The sequence below is a fragment of the uncultured Brachyspira sp. genome (assembly GCF_934747485.1).
In the GTDB taxonomy this organism is placed as follows: Bacteria; Spirochaetota; Brachyspiria; order Brachyspirales; family Brachyspiraceae; genus Brachyspira.
The window spans coordinates 21,640-34,522 of record NZ_CAKVGN010000026.1; the positions used below are offsets into that span (position 1 = coordinate 21,640).

The 12,883-nt window shown below is 27.5% G+C and carries 10 protein-coding genes; 1 reads left to right on the top strand and 9 read right to left on the bottom strand.

The annotated features are described in order from the left end of the window. Positions 1-2 precede the first annotated feature (2 nt). Genes nagA through Q0H31_RS06410 form a run of 4 tightly spaced genes read right to left on the bottom strand, consistent with a single transcriptional unit; the run spans position 3 to position 7,640 of the window. Complete coding sequence (nagA, locus tag Q0H31_RS06395; protein WP_295296485.1) at positions 3-1,967, bottom strand: N-acetylglucosamine-6-phosphate deacetylase; 1,965 nt, start codon at positions 1,965-1,967, stop codon at positions 3-5. Positions 1,968-1,976: 9 nt separating this feature from the next. Next, entirely contained in the window at positions 1,977-2,744 is a 768-nt protein-coding gene (locus Q0H31_RS06400; RefSeq protein ID WP_295296487.1) for a glucosamine-6-phosphate isomerase, read from the bottom strand. Between the two features lie 30 nt (positions 2,745-2,774). After that, positions 2,775-5,501, bottom strand: a complete 2,727-nt coding sequence (locus tag Q0H31_RS06405; protein WP_295296489.1) for a heparinase II/III family protein — start codon at positions 5,499-5,501, stop codon at positions 2,775-2,777. Between the two features lie 9 nt (positions 5,502-5,510). Then, complete coding sequence (locus tag Q0H31_RS06410; RefSeq protein ID WP_295296491.1) at positions 5,511-7,640, bottom strand: hypothetical protein; 2,130 nt, start codon at positions 7,638-7,640, stop codon at positions 5,511-5,513. Positions 7,641-8,044: 404 nt separating this feature from the next. Here Q0H31_RS06410 and Q0H31_RS06415 point away from each other — a divergent pair, with 404 nt between their 5' ends. Further along, complete coding sequence (locus Q0H31_RS06415) at positions 8,045-9,235, top strand: cation:proton antiporter (RefSeq protein WP_295296493.1); 1,191 nt, start codon at positions 8,045-8,047, stop codon at positions 9,233-9,235. Positions 9,236-9,553: 318 nt separating this feature from the next. Here the strand turns inward: Q0H31_RS06415 and Q0H31_RS06420 are convergent, their stop codons facing one another. Genes Q0H31_RS06420 through Q0H31_RS06440 form a run of 5 tightly spaced genes read right to left on the bottom strand, consistent with a single transcriptional unit; the run spans position 9,554 to position 12,718 of the window. Next, a complete protein-coding gene (locus tag Q0H31_RS06420) occupies positions 9,554-9,772 on the bottom strand; it encodes a putative Se/S carrier-like protein (RefSeq protein WP_295296495.1) in 219 nt (72 codons plus the stop codon). Between the two features lie 12 nt (positions 9,773-9,784). After that, positions 9,785-10,900 carry an aminotransferase class V-fold PLP-dependent enzyme gene (locus Q0H31_RS06425; protein ID WP_295296498.1) on the bottom strand — a complete coding sequence of 372 codons (1,116 nt, stop codon included), beginning with the start codon at positions 10,898-10,900 and terminating at the stop codon, positions 9,785-9,787. Positions 10,901-10,906: 6 nt separating this feature from the next. Next, positions 10,907-11,479 (bottom strand): sulfurtransferase-like selenium metabolism protein YedF, encoded by a 573-nt coding sequence (yedF, locus tag Q0H31_RS06430; RefSeq protein WP_295296500.1) that lies wholly within the window; start codon positions 11,477-11,479, stop codon positions 10,907-10,909. A gap of 32 nt (positions 11,480-11,511) precedes the next feature. Continuing rightward, positions 11,512-11,922 carry a biopolymer transporter ExbD gene (locus Q0H31_RS06435; RefSeq protein ID WP_295296503.1) on the bottom strand — a complete coding sequence of 137 codons (411 nt, stop codon included), beginning with the start codon at positions 11,920-11,922 and terminating at the stop codon, positions 11,512-11,514. A gap of 22 nt (positions 11,923-11,944) precedes the next feature. Next, positions 11,945-12,718 (bottom strand): CAP domain-containing protein, encoded by a 774-nt coding sequence (locus tag Q0H31_RS06440; protein WP_295296505.1) that lies wholly within the window; start codon positions 12,716-12,718, stop codon positions 11,945-11,947. Positions 12,719-12,883 lie beyond the last annotated feature (165 nt).

Below are 12,883 nucleotides of genomic sequence, written 5' to 3' on the forward strand. Positions count from 1 at the left end.
CTTTATGCATTACTTTCCCATTCATAGTCATAATCATATTTTTTGTAATTACCCTTAAATACAACCCCTTTTACAACTAACTTTTCATCTAATATAACTAAATCAGCAATATATCCTTCTTTTATCTTTCCATATTTATCATCTATTCCTATAACTTGAGCAGGATAAAGCGAAGCCATTTTTAATGCTTCTTCCACTGTAGCACCTACCTGATTAACAACATTTCTTACAGATTGACTCATAGTAATAGAAGCTCCGCCCAAAGTACCATTATCATCTATAAGCCTGTTTCCGTCTCTATGTATCTTTTTGCCAGCCCAAATATATTCTTTTATTTCCGGAGCAGCAGCAGGAGCTATAGCATCTGTTACAATACATATATGACCTGTTTTTAATTTGTAAGCAAGCTCCACAGAAGCAAAATCACAATGCACCCCATCGCATATTAAACCAGCATACATATCCTTAGTTTCAAGTACAGCACCCACAGCACCGGGCTCTCTTGACCCCCAAGGACGCATAGCATTAAATAAGTGAGTAGCAAAAGTTATTCCATAAGGTATTTTCTCTTTTATTTCATTATAAGTGCCGTTAGTGTGCCCTACAGATACTACTTTTCCAGCCTTAGCAAATGCCTCTATTACCTTACCGTCCACCATCTCTGGAGCAACTGTTACCATAACACATTTTGAAGCATTAATCTTTTTTATCATATTCATATCTGCTTCTCTTATAAACTTCTCATTATGTATACCTCGTTTTTCATGAGATATATAAGGACCTTCAAAATGTATTCCGAGAACACCTATAACAGATAAGTCTTCTATGCTGTTAAATAAGTCTATGATTTTTAACATATATTCATCGCCGTTTGTAATTACTGTAGGCAAATAAGAAGTACAGCCGTATCTCTGACAAACTTCATTCATGTTTTTTAATGTATCAACTGTTGGGCTTGCATTAATATCATAGCCTCCTATACCATTAACTTGCAAATCTATATAACCGGGAGCTACTATCTTTCCTCCTAAATCTATTCTTGTAATTACAGCATCAACATCTATTTCTTTCTCTACGCTTTTTATAATATTATTTTCTATTACTATACAATGCCCGTCTATAAACTTCTCTCCGTCAAATATTCTGATGTTTGTAAGAGCATAATAAGATTTATAAAGACCTTTAATAAGCTCTTTAGGGTGAAGACTTTTACTCTCTAAACTTTTAGCATATTTATAAGTTTTTACTTTCAAATCGCTGCTTGACTCTTCATCAGCAACAATTATAAGTTTTTTATGCTCCTGTAAAACAGAAGTAGGGTAGAACTGGCTTATTGCTCCCTCCACACAATGAGACAATGCATCAGATACATCATAACCATTAGCCATAACAAGTATATATCTTGCATTAAAAGCCTCTTCAAATCCAAGAGTAAATCCTTCTCTCGGAAACATCTCCACAGGCATATTAAATTTTCTTGCCTCATAGCTTCTAATTATCTCACTTATCTTTTTATCCCTTACACTTCCTTCTAATGATGAACTTGGAGTGTTAAGTAAAAAACTTCCATCTTCTGCTAAATTATCTATAAGCAATGTTATGTTGCCAAGTTTTTTAATTATGTTTGACATTCTTTTAGCTTCTTTTTTTCTGTCTGTAACCTTACTATTAAACAGATGCACATTTTCTTTAGGTATATCTATATATTTAAGAAAGTTTTCTTCTAAATATTTTTGAGATATGTTTGAGTCTATATATTCTCCGGAAGAAACTATATGTATATTTTTAAATGATACTATATTGTCATTATAAAAAGATAATAATTTTTCATAATAAGCTTTATCTACATATCTTAAAGGAAAAGATAATACAAAAGGCTTTTTTCTGTCAGAATAATCTAATATGCATTTTACAGTGTAATATGCTGCCCATTCATAAACACTTTCATTAGTTATAATGATTCTCATATATTCTCCTTAAAATAATTTTTGTTTTATTTTCATAGATACAGTTTGACTTGATAATCTCAAAGATGATTCATAATCTGCTATTACCGTAACATCACTATGTTTTTGCAATTTGCTTAGAGGTGAAGAGTTGCTTATACCGCACTCTAAGCAATCTCTAAGAGAACAAGAGTTTTCTATACCAGATGATGTTAGTAAAATAGTATCAACTATATCTATAATGCCCATTCCCATGCTAAATACCATAGTTGGCACTTCTTTTTCAAATTTTGTTTTAATTGCTTTTATGGAATGTTCGCTTAATGTTTTTAATCTAAATAATGATGATAATGATGACATTCTCTCATTTCCTGCTGAAGTAGAGTCTGGTGTGAGAGAGTACCATATAACATCAAATCTACCTATTTTCTCTATTGTTTTTAATTGATTTTCCATTTGGCTTTCATCTTTGCTTCCGTCAAATAAAAATTGATTTTTTGTAGGAATATTTAGTTTTGAAAGTAAGTTCTCTTTTAAAAAATATGCTTTGCTGTTTTTATCATCTTGAGATAATCCAACATATTCTGATTGCTGAAATATAAATATGTTTTTAAAATTAATATTATAATTTTTTACGTTTTCTATTATTGCTTTATAAATATCTTTTGTATCATACTCACTAGAAACAGAAATATATAATTTTTCTTTTGTTTTTTGTTTCTTTTCTAAAAAATGCAGAATATGATTTGCTGTAAAATATGTATAATCCTTATAGGAATCTGCTATATATATATTCATAAAAAAATAAGCCCTCAATTTAGTTAAAAATCAATATGGGCTTATTATAACATTTTCTCTGTTTTCTGTATATACTATTTTTTCATTATTATTTGTAGAGTAATCTTTATAAATTATATTATAGTCTTTATATCCAGCTTTAAATGATAAATTTGTATAGCTGAAACTATTTATTGTTATATTTGTATTAATAATATTTCTGCGTTCTTTTATATCTACATTATCTTTAGGCATTGTTATAACCATTATCCAAGGGCTAAATCTTTTTGTATTATCTATAGTTGAGACTTCAGCAGTATATAATTTCTCATTTCCTATATTAGTTTGAGAAACCTCATAATTTAATTTGTCTTCTAATAGAAGTTTTATATAGCTTGTAGAATATTTACCCTCAATAATAAAGCCATCATTATTATTACTAATAGGAAGTTTACTGTTTATGTTCCATTTATACTTATAGCCGTTAATGTAGTTCTCATTATTTATATTAGGCAAAGCTTCTATGTCTTCTTTTATTATCAATATATTAGGCTTTAAATAATAAAATGTTCTTTCAAAATTTCTAAGCGTTGTTTCATAAGTATAAACATTGTTTGCTTTGGCTTTGGCAAAAAAAAGTCTATTATTATTAGTAATGCTTATTATTTTTGAAAAGCTTGACGGTTTTTCTTCTATCCTATATTCATTAGTAGCATCAGATATTATTATAGTATTATGAAAATCTGCATATCCAAATATTTCTTTATTATCATCATTATTGTAAAAATATCCAAGCTCATCTATAATGCTGTCCCCATAATTATAATAAACAAAACTCATTCTGTCATTATGATTAAGCCCATAAGATTTATATGCATTATATCCTTTTGCATATACACCCAAATATTGACTGTTTAATGATTTTATATCTCTATTGTATATTGCAGTTTCTATATTTCTAAAATAGGCACTTTGATATTCATTATTTAAAGCACTAACAGCCTCATCTTTTATAGAATGATTATTCCATAAAAGCATATAAGGTAAATATTCTATATCAATAGCTTCACTTTGTCCGAATACAGAATAGTTTTTATAAAGTGCATTATTGTATGTTTTGCTTAATAACTCCATAATGGCACTTCTTGCACCATTATCAAAACGCATTTTACTTCTGCTGTCTATTAATGTATATCCAACAGGCAAAGTATACCCTGATGGGTATCCTATAATAGATAAATATTTACCTATATTTCTAAATGATTCATATTCAAATACATTGGCAACATCAGCATTTTTTAAAGCATTAGCATATATCAATATATTAAAAATAATTTCAAATGAATTATCTAAAGAAGCCTTTAAACTGCCGTCATCTTCAAACATACTAAATATTATAGAGTTTATATATTTAAGAGAAAATAAATACCAATTTCTTACTTCTTCTTGATATAGATTCTCATTTAGCATATTTAATGATATTAAACCTAATGTTGTTATATATTTTATGTTATTAGCATCTCTATATAATGAAGGATTATTAATTATGTATTTATATAATATATTTCCGTAGTCTATAAATTTCTGCTTTATTAATACTACTTCTTCAGATGATAATTCATCATATAATATATCAAAAGGCATTAATAATGAATTGGCTAATATATACGATGCTTCTATATTATTAAAGTTTTCTATATTGTTTTCATTTAAAAGTGAAATATCTTTTATTATTTGTTTTATATCATATTGAAATGCAGTATTTTCTTTTTCTAAATATGCCATTAAACTCATAAGCATTATATGCGAAGGAAGATTGGCAAAGTATATTTTATTATTATTAGTGGTATATGATATATTATCTAAATACCATTTACCTACATTGTTTGAAGTATACAGCTTAAAATAATTAAAATTTCTTAAAAACGCTGATTGAGGCATTCTCTTAGAATTATATACATTATTTAGTAAATTAAGAGTTGCAGCATCAGCGAAAATAAAAGGTCTTTGAGTATTAGCTGCGGTATTTGTTATAGTATTAATATCTTTAGTTTTATCGGTTATGAAGAAATGATATATTTTTCTTAGATTAGTATCTCCATTTTCATCTAAAGCAATATACCATTTTCCATTATTTAGTTTATTTGTAATATCAAAAAAGTTATTGTTTCTGATAGTATATTCATATGTATTATTAAAAGATAAGTCTTGTGCTAAATATACTTTAAGCAAATTTAATTTTTTGTTAATCATAAAAAAAGGAGGATTGCTTTTTGCTATATGACCGCTTTCAGGTAAAACTAATGCTATTGTATTATTGTATTCATTTATTTTGCCGTTTAATGAAATTGTAAGTTTTTCTTTTGTGTCATAGCTTCCAACACTCTCTAAACTTATTTCTATATTTTTTATCTTTTCATTAGATAAATGCGGAGTAAAATTAGTGGAATATAATTCTATATTGATGGTTTGATTAACATTAGGGTTTACAATAGAATAGCTTTTTTTTATATTATCTTCTTCAACGCATATATCTAAAAGGGTAGGTATATTATCAGTTTCTATATTATAACTTAACATAATACCATTTTTTATTTTTTTATTCACTTCTAATTCTATGTATTTGGGATATATTTTATTATATTCTGGAAAAGTTATAGTATAGGAATCTTCTTTTTTATTGTAAACTGCATTTATCTCACCGACAGTAACATTTTTTGATGAACAAGAGATTATGTTTATAATGATAATAAAAATAAAAAATAAATATCTAAACATAAAAAACTTCTATTCCAATCTAACTCTATGCAAACCTCTAAGATAATAAGTTATATCTTGTATGTTTTTATCTATCATTTGTTTATATTCATCTGGTATATTTTGATCTCTTATTAACTTAAACATATCAAGACCTTCTTGTAAGTTACCAAGCAAACTTATTCTCGCAGCATTTCTTAATATTTTTTTGTATTTTGAATAATACATATTTTCAGGCATATTATCAAAGCCGTAAGTAATAACAAGTTTTTTTTCATAATCATCAGTATCATCAAGAAGCTTCATTCTCATTGTAGGAGTTTCGCTTGCAGGTCTTAATTGAGTTTCTGGTTTTGATAATTTACTTGTTTCTTTTGGAGCTTCTACTTTTACTGTAATATTAGGAACTTGCTGATTTGGAGATGATGTTGTTATAGTTTGTTTGCTTCCATCTTCATTGTTTGTAACTATCGTTTGACCTGCAGATTGAGGAGTATATCCTTCATTTATTTCAACTCTGCTGTTTTCAATTTTATCTATTATTGTAAATGGGCGTTTTTGAGCATTGTCATTTTGATATGTGTCTTCGAGTCTGCTTTCTACTAAATCTTCTAATTGCTCTGATGCTTTATTTAATCTATCTTCGCCTTCTGTTAGAGTTCCCTTTTTATTTTCATTTTTTTCATTTTCTTTTTGTTCTCTATAATCGTCCATAGCAGCACACATTATGCCTGCCATTTTTTTTATTCCTTCTTCTGTTGCAGGGTCTATATCAAAGGCTTTATCTCCTTGCATATTCAAAGTGTCATTTGTACCATTAGGGTCTAACGGATTTTCTGGCATATTAGGATTATTATAATAATTAACTTGGCTGTTTTTTATAGTTGATGCTATATCTTTTGCTGAACTTTGTATATTACTTCTTATTAATCTTAACTTCTCTTCTTCTTTCTTTAGATGTTCTCTTTTTTTGTCTAATAACTCTCTTTCTTTTTTTATTCTTTTTAATATTTTTAAATTTTCTCTAAATTTTTCTTTATCTTCTTTTGAAAGTTTATTAGCATTTTTTTTATTTTCTTTTAATTGTTCTACAGCATTTTTTAATTTCTCAGTAACTTCTCTTCTTAAGCTTTCAGACTGTTCTAATTTCTTTTTTAAATCATTTATTTCTTTTACACTGCCTTTAGAGCCTTTATTTTCTTTTTTTAATGATTCTATCTGTTCGCTTAATTTGATATTGTTAGCTTCAATTTTGTTTTTTTGATTTTCTGATTCTTTTAATTTATTTTCTAAGTCTTTTATTAGTTTTGAAGTTTCTTTATCTTTTTTGTCAGTATCTTTATTAGTTTTTAATGCCTCTTTAATTTTTGAGTTAAGCTCTTTGTTTTGGCTTTCTATTTTCTCTTTTTCTGTTTGTAGAGCTTTTAATTTATTTTCTAAGTCTTTTATTAGTTTTGAAGTTTCTTTATCTTTTTTGTCAGTATCTTTATTAGCTTGTAATGCTTCTTTTATTTTTAAGTTTAATTCTTTGTTTTGACTTTCTATTTTCTTTTTTTCTGTTTCCAAAGCTTTTAATTTGCTTTCTAAGTCTTTTATTAGTTTTGAAGTTTCTTTATCTTTTTTGTCTGTATCTTTATTAGCTTGTAATGCTTCTTTTATTTTTAAGTTTAATTCTTTGTTTTGACTTTCTATTTTCTCTTTTTCTGTTTGTAGAGCTTTTAATTTACTTTCTAAGTCTTTTATTAGTTTTGAAGTTTCTTTATCTTTTTTGTCTGTATCTTTATTAGCTTGTAGTGCTTCTTTTATTTTTAAGTTTAATTCTTTGTTTTGACTTTCTATTTTTTTCTTTTCTTCTTCAAGCTTTTTATTATTCTTTTCCAATAACTCTAATCTTTTTTTTAATTTAGTTATATCTTCATTAATTGTTTTTACATTATCAGTTTTGTATTTTTTTATATTTTCTTCTAACTGTTTTATTTTTTCTTTATATTTATCTTCAAGCTTTTTATATTTATCTTCCAATTTCTTTTTTTGCAAATCTATTACTTTTAAATATTTTTCATTTAGTTCAATGTTTTTTGCTTCAGATTTATCTAATTTTGTTTGTAATTTCTCAGCAATTTTTTTGTAATTTTCTTCAGTTGTTTTTTTTACAGCCATTTTTTAAACCGCCATTAAATATATTATAATACCTATTCGTATTAACGGTAATTTTTTTAATATGTTAACAAAAATATTTTATATTATTATATTAAAAATTAATAGTTTACAAAAACTTGAAATAAAAAATATTTATGATAGAATAATTGTAAGATAAGGAATGAGGTCTCCTTAAATTATTTACTTAAATAATTAAACCGCTTATTTATTTTTAATTAATCAAAAAAAATATAAAAGCTGATGACTTCTGCAAATTTATGATTTTTTTATAAACTTAAATTATTTTTCTAATGCTTAATTTAAGTTATTTATGATTTTTGCAGATAATAGTTTTTATATTTTCTACAATTTATATCATAATAAAAAATCAAATATATAAATACAATCAAAAAGGATTTAGTTTTATGCTTCTTAGTTTGGCATTGATATTTTTATGCGGAATGATACTTGGAAAAATATTTTCACTTTTAAAACTCCCATCACTTTTAGGACTAATTATAACAGGTATAATATTAGGACCTTATTGTCTTAATTTGCTTGACAATTCAATACTTTCAATATCAGCAGATTTAAGAGAATTGGCTCTCATCATTATATTAACAAGAGCAGGGCTTAACCTTGATATAGAAGACTTAAAGAAAGTAGGGCGTCCTGCAATATTAATGTGCTTTGTGCCTGCAAGTTTTGAAATAATAGGAATGATTTTGATAGCCCCAAAACTTTTTGATATTAGTTTATTAGATGCTGCTTTAATGGGTTCTGTTGTAGCTGCTGTATCTCCTGCTGTGCTTGTTCCAAAAATGCTAAAACTTATAGACGAAAAATACGGTACCAACAAAAGCATACCTCAATTACTTATGGCAGGTGCTTCTGTTGATGATATATTTGTAATAGTGTTGTTTACATCTTTTACTTCGCTTGTTAAGGGAGGAAATATTTCTTATCTTGACTTTATAAAAATACCTACCTCTATTATATTTGGGCTTTTATTAGGTGTTATTATAGGTTTTATATTATCAAAGTTCTTTACTAAATTTCATATAAGAGACAGTGCAAAAGTAGTGATAATATTAAGCATATCTTTTATACTTGTTAGCATAGAAACTTCAATTTCAAATTTGTTTGGAGGTGTTATAGGAATATCTGGACTTCTTGCTGTTATGAGTATTGGGGCATATCTCAAAAAATCAAAAGAAGAATTATCAAAAAGGCTTTCATTAAAATATTCAAAACTTTGGGTGGCTGCTGAAATTATTCTTTTTGTGTTAGTTGGTGCTGCTGTAAATATTAATTATGCTTTTAATGCTGGTGTTTTAGGAATTATATTAATATTTGCTGTTTTAATATTTAGAATGCTAGGAGTATTTGTATCATTAATAAAAACTAAACTAAACAAAAAAGAGAGAATATTTTCTATGATAGCATATTGCCCTAAAGCAACAGTGCAGGCTGCAATAGGTTCTATTACTTTATCGTTGGGTTTTGCTTCAGGAGAGATTATACTTGTAATAGCAGTACTTGCAATATTAATAACAGCACCGCTTGGAGCTTTTGCAATAGAAGCTTCTTACAAAAAGCTATTAGAACATGAATAGCATATACTGAAAATTTTTAAATTTATCAAAATTTAGTTTTTAATTTTAAATATTTGCAGGGCTTTGCCCCGCACCCCACTTCTTTTGCTGCCGCAAATAAGCAAAAAGGCTGCATTAAAAAACTAGCTTTTAAGCATATCCAAAAGTACAGATATTATTTTATATTAGTACATATTCCAACATATAGAGTGCACTTTTTGCAACTTTGACGAAGTCCGCACAGCGACCGAAGGAAGTGCCTGTGGGTGCGAAGGCGGGAAAAAGTTGATAATATTTTATAAAATAAATAAATTAGCCAATTATATTTATTTATGTATATCATTCGCTTTCTTTTATTAATACCACTAAACCTGCTGCCTCAAGTAAAGATACTATATATACTTTATCATTATCTTTTATATCTATAGCCATATTGCAAACACCAAATATAGGCTCTGGGGCAGGACGCACAATCACTTCAATACCAGCATCTTCTAATATCTTTTCTGCCTTTATTAAATCTCTTGGTGTTTTTAAATAACAAAAACTTTTAGTCATATATTAAAAATCCTATAATTTATTTATAAGTACATCAGCTAAATATTCTAAATCTTCTTTTGTAGTGTATGGTGAAAAAGAAAATCTTATAGCACCATTATTATTGTTGTAAAAATTATGAGCTAAAATTGCACAATGAAAACCATATCTGCACTCTATATTAAAATCATCATATAACCTATGAGCAATTTCAGCCATATTAGAATCGCTCTCTATTGAAAATAAAAAACCCTGAGAAGAAGGCTCATCAGACCAAATTACTTTATATTTATTTGAGCTTTCTATTTTTTTTATAGTGCTTATCATGTCATCTGTTGTTATGTTCCATGATGGTCTATTTTTTAATGCTGCCAAAAGCCCTATAATACCCACAGTGTTAGGAGTGCCGGCCTCATATATCTCTGGCACACTATAAGGCGTTTCAAATCCGTCCCCAAAGCCGCCGCCAAAATATGACGCTTTAAGTTTGTTAGGCTCCTTCACATAAAAACCGCCTGTACCAGTAGGTCCAAGTAAACCCTTATGACCAGTAAATGCTAAATAATCTATATTCCAATCATCAGCAAATATATCGCCAACACCTACATATTGAGTGGCATCAACGAGTAGGGGAATATCTTTGAGCGTTTCTTTTATCTCTTTTATTGGCTGTATAACTCCGCTAATATTGCTTTCCATATTAACTATGGCAAGAGATATTTTTTCTTTTTTTACTATTTCAGATAAAGCTTCAATATCTATTTTTCCTCCTTCTTTTGAAGGAATTAATTGATATTCAACATTTTTGTTTTTATATAAATGATAAATAGGTCTCAGTACTGCATTATGTTCCAATGATGAAATTAGAATTTTTGTGTCATGCAAATCTAAACCTATTAATATATCATTAACAGCCCTTGTTGCCCCAGAAGTAAATACAATATTAGAATCTTTTTTTGTGCCTATAAACTTATTTGCTAAAAGTTCTCTGCACTCTTCTATTTTTTCTGTGGTGTATTTTCCTCTTTTGGTGTTTACCCTTCCATAAGTGCCTCCGATATTAAGTAAAAAATTACTCATCTCTTCAGCGACTTCTTTAGGTTTAGGGAAACTCGTTGTTGAGTTATCAAAATAGTAATATTTATCCATAAAAAATTATGCTCTTATTATAGCAGAAGCATTAGCCATAGCCTCTATTATACCAAGCATATTAGTTTGTTCTTCTACTTTTATTCCTTCCAATTCATAAAACTTAACACAAGTTCCGCAGAAAAATATTTTTATTCCAGCATCTCTAAGCTCTTGTAACAAACTTTTATAAGGCTCATCAATTCCTAAATAAACCCCTCCATTATAGCAATATAAAGCCTCAGGTTTTGGAGTGGCATCTTTTAAAGCTCCTAAAAATGCTTTTAATAATAATTCTCCAAGTTCATCGTTTCCCTGTCCCATAGCTTTTTTATCTACTACTGCTATTACAGGACCTGATGATTTTTCTTTTGATGATTCATTTTGTGATAATTCTTTGTTTTTTGTTATTTTGAAATTCATTCCATCATTAGTATAAGTTATTTTGTTATTATTAAGAAAATCAGTTATATTATGAAATGCTACCTCATCATCAATAAGAACCTCAATCTCTTCGTTAAGATTAGCATTTGTTAAAGCTGTTTTAGTTAATATTAAAGGTTTTGGGCAAGGAACGCCTCTTGCATCTACTGTTTTCATAAAAATACTCCTATTTACTATATATTAATTTTTTAATTATTATTTTTAGTGTCTGTTGCTATACCTAATTTTGTAAAGCCGGCATTTTTTACACTGTCTATTACAGATATTAAAACTTGAGTTCTAACATCTTCATCTGACCTTATCTCAACAGGTTTAGCTAATTCTCCTTCAACTTTTGCTAAATTACTAAGATATACGTCTATATCATTTACTGCTTCTTCATTAACATATATACCGCCATCTTTAGCTATTGTTATTATTATATTTTCATTTTTTTCTTTTCCTACAGCTGAAGTAGACTTAGGCAAACTAATCTCTATTTGAGGTGTTTGCATAATTGTAGCTCCTATCATGAAAAATATTAGTAAATTAAATACTATATCCATCATAGGAGTTAAATCTATGCCTTTTTTTATTGTAAACCTATGTCTAAACTTCATCTATGTTATTCTCTTTAAATTATTATTTAACTGTTATAGTTCTTACATTGCTTGAGAAATGTTCTCCTTTATAGAGAAGTGAAACTTTATATTCTCCTTTGCCGTATTCTGCTTTAAATGTTTTGCTTATAACGGTGTTTCCAGCATCTGTAACATCATATATTACTTTACCCACATAAGTTTTTCCGTCATCTCCAACTATTTTAGCCTGAGGGTCAGCCATTTCTACAGCTATTTTAAAATCTGTGAAAGGTGCTTTATTTAATATTCTATATTGTACAGTAATATCATCTCCATATTTAACTTCCGGTTTAAAGTTAACAGACTCAGCTATAATATTTGCCATAGTTACAGTAGTATATACTCCAACGCCTCTCTTTGAAGCTCCAACTCCCATGGCATTAAATTCTTTTGACAATATTATTTTTTTATAGTCAGGTGTGTTCATTAAATTTTTAACAATGCTTGCAGCAGCATTTTTATCTGTTAAAGGTATTACTTCTAATTTTGTAAAACCTTCTGTGATATTTCCAACCATTTCAGTATATAATTTTAACTGTCTTCCTTTAGAATCAAGACCCTCTAAATCTGTATTGCTGAAGAATTTATTTTTAGCCATATTATCGCTATGATAAAGTGCTAAAGAATGCAATCTTTGATTATTTGGAAGAGGTGGCAAAGATGCCTTGCTTCTCTCTAAATTGATTAATCTGAATACTTCATCTTCAATAACATCAGCATGTAATGCAAAAGCTGATATTAATATAAAAATAATTATTAAACTAATTTTTTTCATTGTAATTTATCTCCAGTTTATTGTTTTTATATATTAATAATAAACTATTTTATAATAATTTGTAAAAAATATAAAGATGCATTATAAATAAAAATTGTTTAGGAGCCATACATATTGCACGTTTTTTAGTTTAAAAAAAGCAGGTATTCCTTATAATTTAATTAA